General features: G+C 53.3%; 15 protein-coding genes. 3 read left to right on the top strand and 12 right to left on the bottom strand.

What is annotated here, in order from left to right:
* Nucleotides 1–102: 102 nt before the first annotated feature.
* On the bottom strand, nt 103–1,440 hold the full coding sequence (locus tag RUDLU_RS0122945) for a methylmalonyl-CoA mutase family protein (RefSeq protein WP_019990784.1): 1,338 nt from the start codon (nt 1,438–1,440) through the stop codon (nt 103–105).
* A 271-nt stretch (nt 1,441–1,711) separates the two neighbouring features.
* Between RUDLU_RS0122945 and dnaA the strand changes: the two genes are divergently transcribed.
* Both dnaA and RUDLU_RS28010 read left to right on the top strand, forming a co-directional pair.
* On the top strand, nt 1,712–3,121 hold the full coding sequence (gene dnaA / locus RUDLU_RS0122940; RefSeq protein WP_019990783.1) for a chromosomal replication initiator protein DnaA: 1,410 nt from the start codon (nt 1,712–1,714) through the stop codon (nt 3,119–3,121).
* Nucleotides 3,122–3,216: 95 nt separating this feature from the next.
* Complete coding sequence (locus tag RUDLU_RS28010; protein WP_019990782.1) at nt 3,217–4,269, top strand: GNAT family N-acetyltransferase; 1,053 nt, start codon at nt 3,217–3,219, stop codon at nt 4,267–4,269.
* On the opposite strand, the gene RUDLU_RS0122930 is transcribed toward RUDLU_RS28010, so the two are convergent.
* From RUDLU_RS0122930 to RUDLU_RS0122885, 10 genes are all read right to left on the bottom strand, one after another.
* The gene (locus tag RUDLU_RS0122930; protein WP_019990781.1) at nt 4,226–5,029 is read right to left on the bottom strand and encodes a DUF3108 domain-containing protein; all 804 of its coding nucleotides are present in this window, start codon (nt 5,027–5,029) and stop codon (nt 4,226–4,228) included. The genes RUDLU_RS28010 and RUDLU_RS0122930 overlap by 44 nt on opposite strands.
* 79 nt (nt 5,030–5,108) lie before the next feature.
* Entirely contained in the window at nt 5,109–6,137 is a 1,029-nt protein-coding gene (locus RUDLU_RS0122925; protein WP_027303318.1) for an aminopeptidase, read from the bottom strand.
* Nucleotides 6,138–6,244: 107 nt separating this feature from the next.
* Nucleotides 6,245–6,535 (bottom strand): rhodanese-like domain-containing protein, encoded by a 291-nt coding sequence (locus RUDLU_RS0122920; RefSeq protein WP_019990779.1) that lies wholly within the window; start codon nt 6,533–6,535, stop codon nt 6,245–6,247.
* A 64-nt stretch (nt 6,536–6,599) separates the two neighbouring features.
* Nucleotides 6,600–8,483 carry a T9SS type A sorting domain-containing protein gene (locus RUDLU_RS0122915; RefSeq protein WP_157580364.1) on the bottom strand — a complete coding sequence of 628 codons (1,884 nt, stop codon included), beginning with the start codon at nt 8,481–8,483 and terminating at the stop codon, nt 6,600–6,602.
* A gap of 2 nt (nt 8,484–8,485) precedes the next feature.
* Nucleotides 8,486–9,268, bottom strand: coding sequence for a PASTA domain-containing protein (locus RUDLU_RS0122910; RefSeq protein WP_019990777.1), 783 nt, complete (start codon nt 9,266–9,268; stop codon nt 8,486–8,488).
* A gap of 118 nt (nt 9,269–9,386) precedes the next feature.
* Nucleotides 9,387–9,980, bottom strand: a complete 594-nt coding sequence (locus RUDLU_RS0122905) for a riboflavin synthase (RefSeq protein WP_019990776.1) — start codon at nt 9,978–9,980, stop codon at nt 9,387–9,389.
* Nucleotides 9,981–10,028: 48 nt separating this feature from the next.
* Entirely contained in the window at nt 10,029–10,820 is a 792-nt protein-coding gene (locus tag RUDLU_RS0122900) for a class I SAM-dependent DNA methyltransferase (protein WP_019990775.1), read from the bottom strand.
* A 27-nt stretch (nt 10,821–10,847) separates the two neighbouring features.
* The gene (locus tag RUDLU_RS0122895; RefSeq protein ID WP_019990774.1) at nt 10,848–11,759 is read right to left on the bottom strand and encodes a glycosyltransferase family 2 protein; all 912 of its coding nucleotides are present in this window, start codon (nt 11,757–11,759) and stop codon (nt 10,848–10,850) included.
* A gap of 3 nt (nt 11,760–11,762) precedes the next feature.
* Nucleotides 11,763–12,860 (bottom strand): DegT/DnrJ/EryC1/StrS family aminotransferase, encoded by a 1,098-nt coding sequence (locus RUDLU_RS0122890; RefSeq protein ID WP_019990773.1) that lies wholly within the window; start codon nt 12,858–12,860, stop codon nt 11,763–11,765.
* Nucleotides 12,857–13,249 carry a sugar 3,4-ketoisomerase gene (locus RUDLU_RS0122885; protein ID WP_019990772.1) on the bottom strand — a complete coding sequence of 131 codons (393 nt, stop codon included), beginning with the start codon at nt 13,247–13,249 and terminating at the stop codon, nt 12,857–12,859. The genes RUDLU_RS0122890 and RUDLU_RS0122885 overlap by 4 nt, the downstream gene beginning before the upstream one ends.
* 96 nt (nt 13,250–13,345) lie before the next feature.
* On the opposite strand from RUDLU_RS0122885, the gene RUDLU_RS0122880 reads away from it, so the two are divergent.
* Nucleotides 13,346–13,996 (top strand): DUF1684 domain-containing protein, encoded by a 651-nt coding sequence (locus tag RUDLU_RS0122880; protein ID WP_083940627.1) that lies wholly within the window; start codon nt 13,346–13,348, stop codon nt 13,994–13,996.
* Nucleotides 13,997–14,190: 194 nt separating this feature from the next.
* Here the strand turns inward: RUDLU_RS0122880 and RUDLU_RS0122875 are convergent, their stop codons facing one another.
* Nucleotides 14,191–16,809 (bottom strand): hypothetical protein, encoded by a 2,619-nt coding sequence (locus RUDLU_RS0122875; protein WP_019990770.1) that lies wholly within the window; start codon nt 16,807–16,809, stop codon nt 14,191–14,193.
* Between the last annotated feature and the right edge of the window lie 65 nt (nt 16,810–16,874).

The raw sequence follows: 16,874 nt of genomic DNA, 5'->3' as shown, positions 1-16,874 counted from the left end.
CCGAAATTTCTCTTTCCTCGTTTAACTCATCGATTACCCAAAACGCCGAACGGGGAGCTCTGCTCCCCGTTCGGCGTTTTATGATAGTATGGTCGAGACTGCCTACTCAAACGATTCAGCCAATCGGCGGACCGGCAGGCCTTCTCCCGAAGGTTGAGCAACAACCGGTTTATCGGCCTGAACACCCTCATCGAACCGGAACTTGTTGACGCCTACCAGCACCTTACCCTGCGCTACGGCTTCGACACGGGCGTTGTATGCTGCCTCAATTTCGGCCTTTACCCAATCAGCCGCTTTGGCAAGCCCACCTTTGGCTTCCACGTCCAGAAACAACTGCCAGGCGGCCTCGGTCAGTTGGTGTGTAATTTTTTCGATGTAATAACTCCCGGCCGACGGGTCGGCTACACGATTGAAATAGCTTTCTTCGGTCAGTAGCAACGACACATTACGCGCAATTCGCCCCCCAAATACGTCGGAAGAATGGGTCAGTGCATTGTAAGGGCGCACCGTGAGCAAATCGCAACCGCCCACTGTAGCCGACATGGCTTCGGTAGTTGCCCGGAGCAGGTTGGTGTAGGGCGTTGCCGTTGATTCGTAAAATGCGGACGTCTGCGCGTGAACAAACGCCGGAACCGAAATGCCATATGCCGCCCCAACGCGCGCCCAAAGCACTCGCAGCGCCCGTAGTTTGGCAATTTCCAGAAAGTAACTGGTGCCCACGGCTACAGACAGTATTGTTTTCGGGCCGAGTTGCGCTGGTGTCAGGCCCTGCTCGGTCAGCGTGTCGTAGGTGTCGACCAAACGGGCCAGCAGAAACGCCAGTTCCTGCGTGGCCGTGGCCCCGGCAGTATGAAAATCGAGACCGGACACACATACCGTTCGAAACTGGGGCGAATCGGCCGATAGCCGGGTGGCCTCCGCCGTGCCTGAATCAAGATGACTCAGGAGACCACCTTTTAGCTGATATGGCGCTACCTGTTGCAACGCCTTTAGCAAATCGGCCGCGGGTAACGCCGTCCTAAAAAACAAGGGCGTTTCGCTCAGTTTGATTCCGTTCAGCAATCGGCTCAATTGGCTTGGGTCTGCTTTAGCCACGTCCTCGGCCCGGCTCGATGCCAGAATAAGCGCATCGGCTCCACTACTCAGTTGCTCAATGATGGCTTTATTGTCGGCTTTCGCATCGCCGGTCAAGTGAAACACCGGGGTGTTGAGCCAACCCGGCTCAGGTTTCTGTGCGGCCTGTATGGTTTGTTGTGGCACATCGCTGAGTCCGTCGCGGGTGTAGAACGGTTCAACGACAATTCCCTCGGCCGATACCGACGTTTCGATACGCCACCGAAGCGTTTCGTAGGCATTCGGATCTTTAAGGTCTTTGCCAACCTGTGCGATCCAGTCGGCTTGTGAACTACCCGAAAAAAGCGCGCTGCTTGGTGGGTTCATACCAGACGTAGTTTGTTTGTCTGTAAAAGTAGCAGATCGGATTTGGGTCACCAAAACTGACCGGCTACTCGAAAGTCTGTCCTGTATTTGTACTATTTCAAGGTCTTTCAAAATAAGATTGACAAGCGACCGAGAATCGCCGTATTTTCGTCATCAGAAAGCCATCACGGGCACCGGGCCAATCGGTTTTTTACTACTTTTGTCTCCCTTTTTAGGAAACACCCACCGAATAAGTCAAAGTTTACCCGTGAACGTAGCCATACAGACAGGAATGCAGCGCGAAGTGACGATGGTATGGAACCGATGCCTACAGGTAATCCGCGAGATTGTACCTGAGCAAAGTTTTAATACCTGGTTTGAGCCAATTATTCCGCTTCGTTTGCAAGGTAACGTTCTGACGATTCAGGTACCCAGCCAGTTTTTCTACGAATGGCTGGAAGAAAACTTTGTACACGCCCTGCGCCGGGCCCTGGATGCAAGCATCGGCCGCGACGGGCAGCTGGAGTACAGTATAATTGTGGATCAGGGCAACGAACGCAACCGCCCCCTTGCGGTGCAGATGCCCACCACCAAGTCGCCCCAAAATGCCAAACCCGACAACGTCAACCCCGACATTCTGCGGAGCCCCTTTCAGCTGAAGAATCTGGACTCGATGGATCTGGATTCGTACCTGAACCCGACCTACGCGTTTGACAATTACGTGGAGGGCGACTGTAACCGACTGGCCCGTTCGGCAGGGTTTGCGGTGGCCCAACGGCCGGGGGTAACGGCCTTCAACCCGCTGATGATTTACGGCGGGGTGGGCTTAGGCAAAACGCACCTTGTGCAGGCTATTGGCAACTATATCAAGAATAACTATGGGGATAAATTTGTCCTGTATGTTACCTCGGAGAAGTTTACCAATCAGTTCCTCAACGCGATCAAAACCGACACCCTGCGCGATTTTACGCAGTTTTACATGCAGGTAGACGTGCTGGTGATTGATGACGTGCAGTTTCTCCAGAAAAAAGAGAAAACGCAGGAGATCTTCTTCCATATCTTCAACCACCTGCACCAGTCGGGGAAGCAGATCATTCTGACTTCCGACCGGGCGCCCCGGAACCTCGACGGCCTCGAAGACCGTCTGTTGTCGCGCTTCAAATGGGGCCTCACCGCCGATCTGCAGACGCCCGACCTGGAAACCCGGATTGCCATTATGCAGAAGAAGCTACAGGCCGAAGGGGTTTACATTGACGACAACGTAATTGAGTATCTGGCCCACAGCATCAACACCAACGTGCGCGAGCTGGAAGGGGTTATCGTGTCGTTGATGGCGCAGGCTTCGCTCACACGCCGGGAGATCGATCTCGATCTGGCTAAGCAAACCCTGCGCAATATTGTGGTCGACTCCGATAAGGAGGTGACCATCGATACGGTGCAGGAAATGGTGGCCGAGTTTTTCAACGTGACCGTCGCCGACCTGAAAGCCAAGAGCCGCAAGCGTGAACTGGTGTATCCCCGGCAGGTGGCCATGTACATCGCCAAAGAGAAGACCGATCTCTCACTCAAGTCAATTGGGTATCATTTTGGTGGCCGTGACCACAGCACGGTGATTCACGCCATTCAGACCATCAACGATCTGATGACCGAAAAGCCCGAAACCCGCGACGCGGTCACTAAACTGAGAGGCTATTTCAAGTAAACGGAGCCTCATCCTGCCCCTGCATCTTTGCTCCTTACGGCCATTCTGGTGAGAAAATACAGCGCCCGTGCTTACGTACGCGAAAGGGCAAACCGTTGAAACACACAGCCAATATTGTTCGTACCTGCAGAGCGGAGATAGACGATACGCACTGGAACCATTGCGTAGATCGCTCAGCTTCGGGTTCCTTTTATGGGTACAGCTGGTATCTTGATGCCGTTACAGGCTTGCCGGGCTGGAAATGGGAAGGTCTCATTTTGCGAACCGAATTGGGTGCTTATAAGGCCGTAATGCCTGTTCCGCTCCGTCGGAAATACGGATTCTGGGTGGTACACCAGCCCCTTTTCTGCCAGTTTTTGGGTATTTATGGGCAACAGCAAACACCTACCATTATCGATCAGTTTGCTAAGGTACTGCTCGCCGAATACCGTTACGGTTCCATCCTGCATCTGCAACTTCCCGTAATGGGGTCGTGCTTTACTCAGAAGCCTTTTCAGGTTCGCCAATGTCACACGCACCTCTTGCCCCTGCAACGCCCTTACCCTGATCTATATACAAAATACGCACCCGACACGCGCCGACACCTGCGCCAGGCGAAAGCCGCCGGATGGGCTGTAGAGGCATCAACCGAACTGACGCCTTTGCTGGAGTTATTTAAAACGAATCATGCGGCTACCATTCCAGGTGGCGTAGGTGACTGGGCGTACGATGGTCTCAAAAATGTCGTACAGGGACTTCAGAAACGAGGACTGGTTACCATTCGCTACGCATTACGTGACGGAAAGCCCGAAGCGGGCGTCTTGTTTGCGCATACTGACAACCGGGCGGTGTACTTGTTCAATGCGGCTTCGCGGGTGGGCCGAAAACACCACGCCCGGACCCTCCTGATCGATCAATGGATACACGAAATGTCCGGGCGTATGTCGTATGAATTTGATTTTGAGAGCCCCGAAAAGGAGTCAATAGCGCGTTTTTATCAGAAGTTTGGTGCAACTCCCTCCACCTATTTAGCACTCCGCTGGAGTCGACTACCGCTACTATCTCGGAGCATCCTAAGGCTAAAAAAGTGGTTTCAGCGGGTTTACCGAGCCAAACCTGGAGCGATTAGTGAAATCTGGGGGGCTGCTTCAGGCCGTCGAATCGCTTGATATCCATATCGAGGGAGCCAATTGCCAGCTCAACCTCTACTTTCATAGGCACCTTGTTGGCATCGTCCGAAACCCAAATTTTGATTGACTCCTCGTCTTTAAAAAAGCCGTTGGCCGGCATTACCGGGTTCAGCCGAATGACATTAATCTTACCGAACTTGGTCTTGATCGTCTCTTTGCCCCGATACCGGACTTTGAAGTTGTACACGGTTTCGTCGTAAAAGGCGGGCACTTCGACAATCTGACCGACCGGCATTCGGTTGAAGTCGATCGTGCGCAGAAAATAGTAGCTACTTACCACATCGTGCACATTATCAGGCACTTTAAAGACATCCCGCTCAGTCCGTTCCTCAGCCTTCACGGTATTGGAAAAGTGGTTGAACGTAACGTTTTCTTCTTTCCGATACCGGTTTTCCTGAATGTTGCTATAAAAACGCTGCGGCAAAATAGCGGCCGTGTCGATGTACGAGCGCCAGGTATCACGCACCCGCGTCACCAGGTCAAAAGCGCCGATGGTACGGCCTTTTACATCCACTTTGTAGCAGGCCCGATCATTTACTTTGTATAGCCCAGGAGCCACGTCCACCACGGCTTCGGCCGCGTTGACAAAGCCATAATGAACCCGGTATTCAATATGTTCGCCCGGCCCAAAGCTGTTGTTGACCACACGCCGGTAGGTGTTCAGATTACCATCGTACGCGTTTACAAACCCAAACGCGACAACAGCGGCCAAACTTATCCCTGCCAATACCTTTTTCATAGTCTTCAGTTTTCTGTCTGCCGGTTTACAGTGTATTCAGCCTACCGCTGAAATCTGTAACCTGTAAACGCTAAACGTTTTAGAGCGACGGATAGGTTTGTTTTAAATAGGTCAGATAACGCCCAAAGTTACCGCCAAACCGCCCCTTAAATTCCTGCCGGAACTGGTTTTGTTGTTTTCGATACGTAAGGTATCCAACAAAATACGCATTGTTGGGTAGGTTTAGTTTGCTCCATCTCCGCTTTTTCCTAAGCGGTTGCCCACTTAGGGTGTCAACCGATTGAACAATCTCACCGATCATCGCCCACTTCCGTTCTTCTTTGACCTCTATCGGCATAGCAGGTTTAAACGACCGGTACAAACTATCCAATTTTCTGGCCCCCCGCAGCACGTGTTCATCGTACCGGTCGGAGAACGCTTTTGACGCCAGATACTCCGTGTACTCCCGGCTGTCCGATCCGTAATGCTGCGCCAGAAACCGTAGCGCTCCGTACTCGCCCACAAAATCGGCTAAATTTTCGTTGTACTCCAAACTATTCTTTACAAACAACGTGCCGTGTGTGAGCTCATGAATAATCAACTCAGCCAGGCTTCCGGGATCCCGCTCGGTCATGCTCGACAAGATCGGATCTTTCAAAAATCCTAACGTCGACCAGGCCGAAACTTCCCCTAACCGGGTGTCATACCCGCTTCGCTTCAGTTGGGCAACGGCCGAATCAGCACGCTCCTTTTCAAAGAACCCTTTATATGAAAAAGTGCCTAAAACGGGGAAAGACCATTCTTTTGCTTTTAACTCGTACGGCGGAGCTGCCGTAATAACCCACAGGATTGGCTTCCCACCCTGATCGTAATACGTCGAATAACTTTCCGACGGATTCAGCCCAACCGAGTCGAATGCAAAACGCTTGATTTCTTGTATAAGTTCTATTTTTCGCTTCACCGAGTCGGGTACAGCGGGGTTGGCCAACACCGTCTCAACCGGTTCTGTATTAGCGATAATTCGGACCTGTCCCCGAGCCTGCATCCAGCCGTAGCTGACCAGTTCGCGTTGCCAGATTGCCAGCCCTACCAAGACTGCAAGCACAATGATTCCTATTTTTTTGACCATTTACGTGGAAATAGATACCCAAAAGTAAACCAAAACGCGGATGATTGCAGGACCTGCGTGAGTCCTACCATCATCCGCGTGCGGGTGGGTTTGATTGGCCCGAACGTCTATTTGCGGTATTCCAATATGCCCCCAACCAGGTTGCGGACATTGGTAAAGCCGTTTTCTTCGAGCAGTTGCTGCGCCCGTGCACTCCGGGCACCCGAACGGCAATGTACAATCACTTCTTCATCCTGCAACCCGTCGAGTTCGTCCATCCGGAAGGGCAGTTCACCCAGCGGGATAAGCGTTGCACCGATGTTGTCCTGCTCGTACTCGTTAGGCTCCCGAACGTCGAAGAGGTTCAGCTTTTCGCCGTTTTCGAGTCGCTCCTTCAACTCCTGTACGGTAATATCCATAATGGTATTGGTTTAAGTTGGGCTATTTAGATTTAGATCGTCGGCCGGGTCAAACGGGGTGTTTTTATTGAGTCACTACCACCCGCTGCACGTCTGTCCGTTGTCCGTCCGACAGGCGGAACAGGTACAGCCCCGTGGGCAAGTTACGCAACTGGGCCGATTTCTGCCCGCGTGCTGGTACAATATCCTGCACCAAACGGCCATTCAGGTCGAGCACCTCAATCCGGTCGATTCGCTCATTATCCCAACGAACAAGGCCTGTAGTTGGGTTCGGATAGACCTGAAGTGCGGGCTGATTTTCGTCCTCGGGGGTACCGGTCACCACGGGGGTCAGCTCACCACCCACCACAGCCCGCAGCATCAGAGCGCCCTGAATACCCCGCCCCGACGAGCCGGCAAGGTTGCCTTCCCATTGCGCACCGGGCGAATTGCGGTAAAAAATCTGGTTACCAAACGGGCTGTTTTTATCAATACCCATCCGAACCAGGGCATTACTTTCGCTGCTAATCTGCTGCCAGCCTACGTAAATTGTATCTCTGACCGGCACACCCCGGTCAAAGTTGAATGCCACAAACCCGTTGCGGCTGGGGGCATTCTGAATGGCAAAGCCCTGCGTTTTCAGCTCGCGGCCCGGTCGGCCGTTGCTGTTTTCGTACACGGTGACAATGAACCGCTGATTCGTCTGATCGATCCCGAAAGGTACCATTGACGCCAATACGCCGGTCATTACATCGGGTTTGTTCAGCACAAACCGAACGGCCACCCGTTCGAGTCGCCCAATCTGCACAGCGTATTCGGCGGTACCGTCGTCGTAGGCGTAATAATTGTCCAGCACCGTGACCGCCGAAATGGTATCATTCCGCCGGAGGTTAACCGTCGGGATGGAGGGGTTCTGATCGTCGGTAGTCAGAAAATCAAACTTGTGCCGAAGCACCACCCGTTTGGCACTCTCGGCCCCGGTTAGGGGCGTCAGCCGAACCGACTTCCGCTGCGACGCCAGCGAGGGCACCAAATCGGGCGACGCCTGCTGAAACGTCTGTACTACCCGGCCTGTCAGCAAATCGGTGTTTGTAAAGCGAAACGACGTAAAGTTGAACAGATTGAACTGATTGGTAATGTCGGTACTGATCGAGTCGGCGGTTTCGGCGGCCGGGTTCACCAGATACTGACTCAGCGGCATGGCGGTGTACCGTTTCAGAAACGAGGGGCCAATAGCCTGCCGGGTGGTGATGTCTTTGATAAACCGGTCGGTGCTCGAACGCCCTTTGTTCAGAAACAGGTAGTCGATACTCCAGCTATCGTACGGCCCCGACTGCCGCCCGAATGCACGGAACCGGAACTGAAAGGCTCCGTGCAGGAAACGGGCCTCGCGAATGGCCACAAATGCCTGCGGGAAGTTCAGGTTTGGCCGCCCTCCTACCCGAAACCAGACCGTTTCCCAGACCCGGTTTGCGTTGAGGAACTCCAGCTTGAGCGAATCGCCGGGCACGGTAGCACCACCCCCCAGGTCGGGCAAATCGCCCAGGCCCTGAACCTGCCAGAAAAAACTCAGATACACCGAATCGCGGGGGGCCAGGCCGGCCAGGTTGATGGGTTGCGACGTAAGCGTATCGGTGTACCCCTGCGCCAACACATTGCTCAGCTCGTAGGGTTGTCCATTGGCCCGGAGCCCATCAAACGTAGCCACGTTGACCGACGGCTGATTGATCGGCATGGTGTTGTTGATGTACACCCCACTACCCGGCACCCACAGGCGCGGGTCGGGTTGGCCACCCACAGCAATGGTCGAAAAGTCATCGAAAAACGGAATGGGTAACGCCCCACCCGACTGCGCCCGACCGTTCAGAGCAGCCAGCAACAGGCCCAAACAAACAAAGAAACCTCGCCCACCCCGCAAGGGGCCGGCAAGGTTTCGGAATATCGATAAAACGATAGATGTGAACTGCATACCTACGGTGTGTCCTCTTGTTCAACCGGCCCCACGACCCACAGGTCAACTGTTTCACCAACCCGAATCCGTTCGCCCCGGTTGGCTTCGGGCCGCTGCCGTACAATGGTGCCAACTTCTTTTTCGGGATCGTCAACGGAAATAATCGTGCCAATTTGCAGGTCAGACCCACGAATCAGAGCCTTAGCCTCGTCGAGGGGCATACCAACAACGTCGGGAACGCTAAAAATTGTATTGCCCAATCCATCTCCAATATGCAGGTCAATTTTTGATCCTTTGGCGATGGGGGTACCGGGGGCGACTTCGCGCCCGTTGAAAAACTGTTTGAGCACCGAGTTTTTGGCCACGTCGGGCACGTAGGTTTTCTGGCCTACCTCAAGCCCCACCGAGCGCAGCGACAGTTCGGCGCTTCGGAACGTCAGATCTGTCAGCTTCGGCATCGGAATCGTTGGCGCCGTTTGTTTAATCAGGGTGATGTAAATTTTACGACCCTCTTTCACTTTGGCACCGGCTTTAGGGTATTGGCCGTACACGGTGAGCGGCTCAGCACCGGCTACAAATGTGCAGTCGCTTACCTCATACCGCAGCTCACGGTCGTCCAGATACGACTCCAGTTCGTCGAGGCTCATCCGCGACAGATCGGGTACCGTAATAGCCTGCCCATGGTTGGTAGAGAAGGGCAGATACACAAAGAAAAAGCCTAAAAACAGGACGATAAACAGGGCAGCGATAATGCCAATATGAATCAGCAGGTCGGATTTATTACTGGTGCTGATTTTAGCCATTCGGTAGGGTGATTACGGGTTTGTAGTGATTGAAGGGTTACGATCTGAGGCACAGCGGTCGGCAAAGTGACGTAACCCTTAAACTCCAAAGTACACAAATTTAGTGTTACACCCCGGCTCACCGATACCCGGCCAACATTTTTTTAATATACTTCCCAACGATATCGAACTCCAGATTGACCCGATCGCCAGCCTGCAGATCGCGGAAGGTAGTGTGCTCAAAGGTGTACGGAATAATGGTCACCCGGAATGAATTAGCTTCGGAGTTGAACACCGTCAGGCTAACTCCATTGATGCAGATAGACCCTTTTTCAACGGTCACATTCCCGTTTTCGTCGGCATCGTATTCAAAATCGAACAGCCAGCTTCCGTTCATATCCTGCACGTTGGTACAACGACCCACCTGATCCACATGCCCCTGCACAATATGCCCATCGAAACGGCCGTTGGCAGGCATACACCGCTCCAGATTGACCCGATGCCCAACCTGCAAGCCTCCCAGATTCGTTTTTTTGAGGGTTTCGTCGACGGCCGTCACGGTGTAGGCGTCTCCGCTTACGCTCGTTACAGTCAGGCAAACGCCATTATGACTTACACTCTGATCAACTTTCAGCTCGTGGGTCAGCGACGACTCAATAGTAAAGGTGAGGTTGGTTCCCTCGGCCTGAATGGCGGCAACGCGGCCGGTAGTTTCTACAATTCCGGTAAACATAGCAAGTGAGAAGTCGGGAGAACGTAGGTAAGCAGTGGCGTTTCTCGCCTATTTTCTCGCTTCGTTCTCCTCTTTTTTTAACACCATGAACAGCGAACTACCAAACGGGGTTCGGGGTAGCACTACCTGTTCGGTCCGAACCAGGGTGTAAAACAAGGTATTCAGCCAGTTGGAAGGCAAATAAACATCGGAATGCGGCTGATCGGCCGACTGCCAACCCCGACGCAACTGCCAGTTTTGCCACTGCCGAACGGCCAGAATCAGGGGCGACAGCAACAGACTCCAGTAAGTTGCGTACCCGGTCTGCAACCGGGAGCCAGGCAACAGCCGCTCAATATCGGCCCGAACAAACCGGCGGGTGCTGCCCACCGCCAGGTCGTGCGACCCACGAAACACGTTAAATGCGTTGTTGTTGGTCACCAGCAAGCCGCCGGGTTTCACCCGCCGGGCCAACTCACCAATGAGTTTGCTCAGTTGCTCATCGTTGAAATAGCAGAACACATCGTCGCAGACCACCACATCAAACGCTTCGGGCGAGGTGTCGGTTTGCCAGGTATCCAGATTGAGCAGGTTCAGTTGATCCACGCGCAAGCCACGTTCGTGGCAAAAAGCCACCGCATCGGCCGAACCGTCGAGGCCCTGAGTTTGGGTATAGCCCCGCTCACGCAGGTAACTGAGTAAGCCTCCCGTGCCGCAACCGGCATCGAGAATTCGGAGACCCTGCCGGGTTCCGTAGCGTTTCTGAATAGCCGCCAGCACGCGTCCGTGCAGAATGCGGTACCACCAGAGCTGCTGCTCTACCCGAAACATTTTTTCGTATTCAGCTTTTTTATCAAACATGGTTGGTTCTCCACTAAATCCGTTTGCTCAACCTCTTTCCTTTACCACAAACGGTTTGAGGCCACTTTGGGCCAAAAACAACTTACCCAGATACTCACTCATCACGGCCAGAAAAACCATTTGCAAGCCCGCCAGGAGCAACACCACCCAGGCAACAAGTACCCAACCAGACACCGAAAACCAGTGCAGGCTGCTTCCGAGTAACAACCCCAGCCCCAGCAACAGGCTCAGGCCAAACAACCCCAGCCCCAGCCCGGCAAACAACCGGAGTGGCACCGTCGAAAAACCAAACAGCACATTCAGAAACAAGGCTACCAACTTACTCAGCGTGTAATTCGATGCGCCCGACTGACGCGGGTGGTGCGGTACCTCTACACTCGTCACGTTGCGCGTAACCCGAAAAATGAGGGCATCGATATACGGAAACGGACCGGTATAACTTACAATTTCCTGCACAACTGCCCGATTGATCAGCTTGAAACTGGACAGGTAGAGTGACTTTGGTTTGTCGAGAAGATAGGTGGTGAGGTAGTTGAGCAGGCTACTGCCTGCATTCCGAAACCAGGCGTGTTTCTTCTGGGCGTACCGGCTGTACACTACGTCGTAATGCCCCGACTGCGCCCTTTCGAGCAGGGTCAGAATCGCTTCGGGGGGGTTCTGAAAATCATCGTCGATCAAAACGGCATAATCCCCCCTGGCGTAGGTGAGGCCGCACAATACGGCGTTGAACTCCCCAAAATTCCGCCGGAGAGACAACCCCTGCACATTCGTATATCGCTCGGCCAGGCGATACACAACAGCCTCCGAATTATCGCGGCTGCCGTCGTTCACCAGCACTACCTCAAACGAAATCGCCGACAGACAATCCTGTAATTTCTCAACAAGCGGCTCCAGGGTCTCCTGACTATTATAGACCGGAATAACTACAGATAATACCATCGATTAGGCGAATGAAGGCATTTGATTGATGACCCGAACAACCTGTTGCATCTCCTCGTCGGTAAGCGTGGGGTTGAGGGGCAAACTAACCACCTCGCGGTGCAACTGATCGGCAATTGGTAACGACAGGTGGGCCAACTCCGCATAGGCTTGCTGCCGGTGGGGCGGAATAGGATAATGAACGTCGGTTTGTACACCCTGTTCGAGCAGGTACGCCCGCATGACCTCCCGATTGGGGTGGCGCACCACAAACAGATGCCAGCAGTCGTCAGAAAGTCGGTCGGCAGGCGGTAATGTCAGGTCGGGGTGGCTAATCTGGGACAGGTAATACCGGGCTATTTCGCGACGACGGGCATTGTCTGCGTCAAGAAAGTCGAGTTTACCCAGCAAAATAGCGGCCTGCATCTCATCGAGCCGTGAGTTATGCCCCGGCAAGTCATTCACGTATTTCCGGGCCGAGCCGTAGTTACGCCAGTAGCGCAGTTGTGCCGCCAACGCATCGTCGTCCGTTGTGATGGCGCCGGCATCGCCCAGGGCACCCAGGTTTTTGGTCGGATAAAAGCTAAAGCCAGCCGCGTGGCCCAAAGTGCCCGCCATTTGGCCTTCGTACCGGGCGCCATGTGCCTGAGCCGCATCTTCGAGCACCTTGAGACCATGGCGGTCAGCTACGGCCCGGATACCCGCCATGTCGCAGCACCGACCGTACAGATGGACGGGCAAAATAGCGCGGGTTCGGGGGGTAATGGCTGCTTCGAGCCGAGTGGGATCAAGGTTGTAGGTGCGCGGGTCAGGCTCAACCAGTACCGGCCGAAGCCCCGCCTGCGTAACCGCCAGCAATGAAGCAATATAGGCATTGGAGGCCACGAGAACTTCGCTATCGGGCGGGAAACGCCAGGCTTTGAGCGTCAGCGTGAGGGCTTCGAGCCCGTTGGCTACCCCGATGCAGTATTTTGCCCCGGTGTAGCGGGCAAACGCCTGCTCAAAAGCGGCTCCTTCTGTTCCCAGAATGTACCAACCCGATAAAGCAACCCGTGAAGTGGCAGAAAGTATAGTTTCGCGATAGCGCTCGTTTAAACGTTTCAGATCAAGAAAAGCAATCATGCAGGCACAGCGGCAAAACGCGAAGTCGGGTACGGTTCGGCGATATAGTCGGCCTGATCGTACGGTTGGTTAGCAACGACCAGCAAGATGGCGTCGTCGGAAAAATGATCCATCAGATGCCAGTCCTGAGGCTCCAGTACCAGACATTGATCGGGGCTGTCGAGGTAGTGAAATTTTTCGACTTGTCCGTCGTGGGAGTAAATTCGGCAGCTTCCGGCCAGGCAAACCAATGCCCCCCAGGTTTTCAGGTGCCGGTGTCCAGCCCGTTGTGCGTTACCCGCACCATAGATGTAAAACACTCGTTGGATGGTTCCGGGCAACACATTCTCGAGTATCGTTAAATTTCCTTTTTCCGAGGAAAAGGTCTTAAGTTGATGGAGTTTTGCCATGTTTACCAATCATAGGGGTTATTATCAAGCTCGTTGGACAAATTTATCCGATATTTACTTAAAATTTTATCCCAGTCCCTCAATTCCAATTTGCGAATGAAATTTCCTACCGTGTTACGACTCAGCGTAATAGCAGTTTTTGCCGCAATCGCCTACTTTTTACTAAAACCGATATTGTTTAACGGTGACAATTCGAGCACAGGCGGGGCAGTTAACGTAGCAGAATGGGAGAAAGAGCTTACTAATAGCCGAAAGAATAAAGATGAATTTTTTCGGACCGACAAAGAATCTCCCCTTGAAGACAAAGCCTCTTTTAACGGATTAATCTACTTTCCGGGCAATATTGAGTACCGGGTTGAAGCCAGATTTGAACCTTTCGCCGACAAAACGCAGCGCATCGTGATATCTCTGTCCGATGGTTCGGAGGAAGTCTACGAACAGTCGGGCCATGCCGTATTCAAACTCCGGGGCGAAGTCTGCCGACTCCTCATTGTGAAACAGGGCGATACCTATTCCATTCTGTTTAAGGATGCAACCTCGGGCAAAACGACCTACGGCGGTGGCCGATACATCGATTTAAAGGAAAGCGCATTTCAGGGAAATAATGTAACCATCGATTTCAACACGGCCTATCACCCCTACTGCGTGTACAATCACACGTATGCCTGCCCGCTCCCACCCGCTGAAAACACCTTGCCGGTAGCCGTGGAAGTAGGCGAAAAACTTCCGGCGCAATACAATAAGTGATCATCTCAATACCGGACACCGGATGGTGGACGCTAGTCTTCTCTACAGAATGGTAGTAAGTCTAGTGTCCAGTATCTGAAGTCCGAATGTTCAGTACTGAAAAAAAATCATAACTGCGGGTTGCGATTTTGCCGGGTAGAAACCAAACAAAACCGCAACCCGCAGCGCCCACCTGTCAGTTATGAACTCCCTGGCTACTGCCCGGTTCCAATCGGCATACAGCTTGCGGTGTACGATGAGGTAGCCGTGGGTACGACATCAATGAACAGCACCCCGCGCGCGCCGGTACTCCAGACCACCTCCTCGCCGGTTGGGCAGGCGGAGGCTGTCAGTCGCACACTCTCGCCGGGGCAAATAGCTGTTGTACTAGCGGTTATACTGATGGGGGCCACTACCTGAAACTGCACCACGGGGCTGTAAACGTTTGTCCCGTACCGAATTCTGAGCGAATAGTTGGTTGATGTACTGAGTAAGCCCGGTACGGCGTACACCAACTGGGTTGAATTACTACTGAGCGGAGACACCGATACCGGCGTTCCAAAACCTTGCCTCGCCGGGGCTATCTCGACCACATAACTACCAGCCGGATTGAAAGGGCACCCTCCGCTCACGGATGCGTACGTCAGCGTAACCGACTGCCCGGCTACCACGAGTGCAGCACTTTGCCCCAGAGCTGCCGCAAAAGCGGGATTCTGCACAGTAATCGATGCTGTAGTCTGCGCCATTTGTACCGATCGACCATCGGTTATGAGTAGCGTAACCGACAGCGGCCCGGCCGCCCCTACCCCTACCGACGCACTAAATGGCGAAGCAGTAAGCCCCGTTCCCGACACAACACTACCCGTACTGGCAGTCAGCGTGTAGCTGTACTGGGGGCTTGTTGTGCCGATCACTGCCGTAAGCGTAGCCGCTCCATCGGCGCAAACCGGCGCGCTACCAGTAGCCAATCCTGTAATCGTCGGTAGACCGGGCAATACATCCATCGCCACAACCCCCGAAGCCGAACGAGCCCCTCCGCTACCGGAATTCCCCTGGTCATTAACCGTGACAACCAGCGAAGCCGCTCCGGCATAATTCACCGACGGCCTGAAGGCTAACCCATTGAGCGCGGTGTTAATGTTGCTCAACGTGCCCGAAAAAGTCATGGCAGCGTCGGATGTGCCATCCCCGACTGAAAACGTCAGCCCACTCGTGGTTGCCAGCGAAAAGGTACCCTGTGTAGCACTCATGGTCACCTCCATAAGTCCGCTACCAGCATCTTCATCATCAACCCGAATCAGCTGACCACTGCTAAATAAAACCGGGCTGTTTTCCTGTACCGTCAGGTTAGTCGGGTAGGTCAGTACGGGGGCATCGTTGACAGCGCTTACCGTCACGGCAACACTTGCCGAATTCGAGCAGCCATTACCATCTGTACCCGTGACACTGTAGGTTTGGGTTGTTGTAGCCAGAAACTGAGCCGTACTGCCGGTAATCGAGTTGGCTGGCACATTGGGCGAGAACGTGTACAGGAAAGCCCCACCGGCTTGCAATGTTAGCGACTGGTCTTCGGCAATGGTTCCGCTGGGCGAAGCCACCAACGTAACATTGGGTCTAACTACCGTGACGTTGGTCGTAGCAGAAGTTGTTTCGCCCGGTCCATTTCCAACCGTCAGGGTTACGGTACGTACCCCGGTTACAGGCCCAACAAAGAGCGGCTGCAGGAAGGAATATGTACTCGAAACGCCAGTTGACGATGTTCCTCCACTTATACTCAACGTGTAATTGTAGGGGGTACTTACTGTAGCCACGGTTGCCGTGACCGTGGCTATCGAATTCGGACAAGCCACCCCATTGGTGGTCTGTAGGTTGGTTAAAGTAGGTATGGGTGCCGAGGTATAAATCGCTCCACCTGAACCTACGACCACAAATCGCCCTACGCCATAGGCAGCACCGTACAAGGTTGGGAGCGTCCCTGAACCAATACTCCGACTCATCCAGCCGCTTGTTGGGCTTGTACTGGTGTAAAGAAGGCCATTTGAACCAACAGCCACGTAAGTACCGGCGCCTTCAATTATGTCAAAAAATTGGGTGCCTACGCTTGGCGTAATCAGGGATGTGTTAAAATTGATCCCATCCGCAGAGGCTTGAACAAACCCTGCCCCCTGAATATTTAAATTCCCAACGAGTATATACGCCTGATTGAGGATCGAATTGGGGTAAACCAGCCCGCCATTCGTTTGGGTTTGTTGCCAGTTAATCGCATCAAGCGACTCGAACCGATACAGCAACGCCCCATCATCACCGTAAATCACATACCGACCGCCAACAAACCCGACTACATCCAGGAATATTCCCGCGTAAGGAAGAGCCTGCCGAGTCCATGCAGGCGACGACCGATACAAAAACCGCTGATTATCAATGGCAACGAATTGATTATTTCCAAACGTAATTTTAGTCAGTCGGGTGGTGGAGTTTGTACCACCAGGCAAGGTGACAGCAGCAAAGCCACTGCCCGAAGAAGATTCCATGATTACAGCCCCATTACTATTGCGACCTACGGCAACAAATCGGCCGTTCCCGTAGGCAACCGAGTACAAATCAATAGATTGATCCGCCAGTAGCGAAGCCGACCAGTTGATTCCATCTGTTGAGCGGGCCGTAACCCCCACGCCGACCGCGACAAACACGCCATCTCCGTACACGATATCACGGAAACTATTAAACGTCCCCGACGACCGGGCTATCCAGGTCTGTTGCCCCCATACCGGCACCAGCAGCGTACACCAAGTTAACAGAGAAAACAACCCAATTCGTACCGTAGAGTTATTCATAAATACTAAATTTATGTTACTGTCGAAGTATAATCAAAGACCAGTTTAATTGATAAATTATCCTG

This window comes from Rudanella lutea DSM 19387 (genome assembly GCF_000383955.1).
GTDB lineage: Bacteria > Bacteroidota > Bacteroidia > Cytophagales > Spirosomataceae > Rudanella > Rudanella lutea.
The sequence above is the reverse complement of the archived record's forward strand: the minus strand, read 5'-3'. Positions and strand labels throughout refer to the sequence as shown.

What these genes read in the sequence shown, in the direction of transcription:
- RUDLU_RS0122945 (WP_019990784.1), bottom strand. Translation starts at nt 1,440, where the DNA reads ATGAACCCACCAAGCAGCGCGCTTTTTTCGGGTAGTTCACAAGCCGAC.
- dnaA (WP_019990783.1), top strand. Translation starts at nt 1,712, where the DNA reads ATGCAGCGCGAAGTGACGATGGTATGGAACCGATGCCTACAGGTAATC.
- RUDLU_RS0122930 (WP_019990781.1), bottom strand. Translation starts at nt 5,029, where the DNA reads ATGAAAAAGGTATTGGCAGGGATAAGTTTGGCCGCTGTTGTCGCGTTT.
- RUDLU_RS0122925 (WP_027303318.1), bottom strand. Translation starts at nt 6,137, where the DNA reads ATGGTCAAAAAAATAGGAATCATTGTGCTTGCAGTCTTGGTAGGGCTG.
- RUDLU_RS0122920 (WP_019990779.1), bottom strand. Translation starts at nt 6,535, where the DNA reads ATGGATATTACCGTACAGGAGTTGAAGGAGCGACTCGAAAACGGCGAA.
- RUDLU_RS0122915 (WP_157580364.1), bottom strand. Translation starts at nt 8,483, where the DNA reads ATGCAGTTCACATCTATCGTTTTATCGATATTCCGAAACCTTGCCGGC.
- RUDLU_RS0122910 (WP_019990777.1), bottom strand. Translation starts at nt 9,268, where the DNA reads ATGGCTAAAATCAGCACCAGTAATAAATCCGACCTGCTGATTCATATT.
- RUDLU_RS0122905 (WP_019990776.1), bottom strand. Translation starts at nt 9,980, where the DNA reads ATGTTTACCGGAATTGTAGAAACTACCGGCCGCGTTGCCGCCATTCAG.
- RUDLU_RS0122900 (WP_019990775.1), bottom strand. Translation starts at nt 10,820, where the DNA reads ATGTTTGATAAAAAAGCTGAATACGAAAAAATGTTTCGGGTAGAGCAG.
- RUDLU_RS0122895 (WP_019990774.1), bottom strand. Translation starts at nt 11,759, where the DNA reads ATGGTATTATCTGTAGTTATTCCGGTCTATAATAGTCAGGAGACCCTG.
- RUDLU_RS0122890 (WP_019990773.1), bottom strand. Translation starts at nt 12,860, where the DNA reads ATGATTGCTTTTCTTGATCTGAAACGTTTAAACGAGCGCTATCGCGAA.
- RUDLU_RS0122885 (WP_019990772.1), bottom strand. Translation starts at nt 13,249, where the DNA reads ATGGCAAAACTCCATCAACTTAAGACCTTTTCCTCGGAAAAAGGAAAT.
- RUDLU_RS0122880 (WP_083940627.1), top strand. Translation starts at nt 13,346, where the DNA reads ATGAAATTTCCTACCGTGTTACGACTCAGCGTAATAGCAGTTTTTGCC.
- RUDLU_RS0122875 (WP_019990770.1), bottom strand. Translation starts at nt 16,809, where the DNA reads ATGAATAACTCTACGGTACGAATTGGGTTGTTTTCTCTGTTAACTTGG.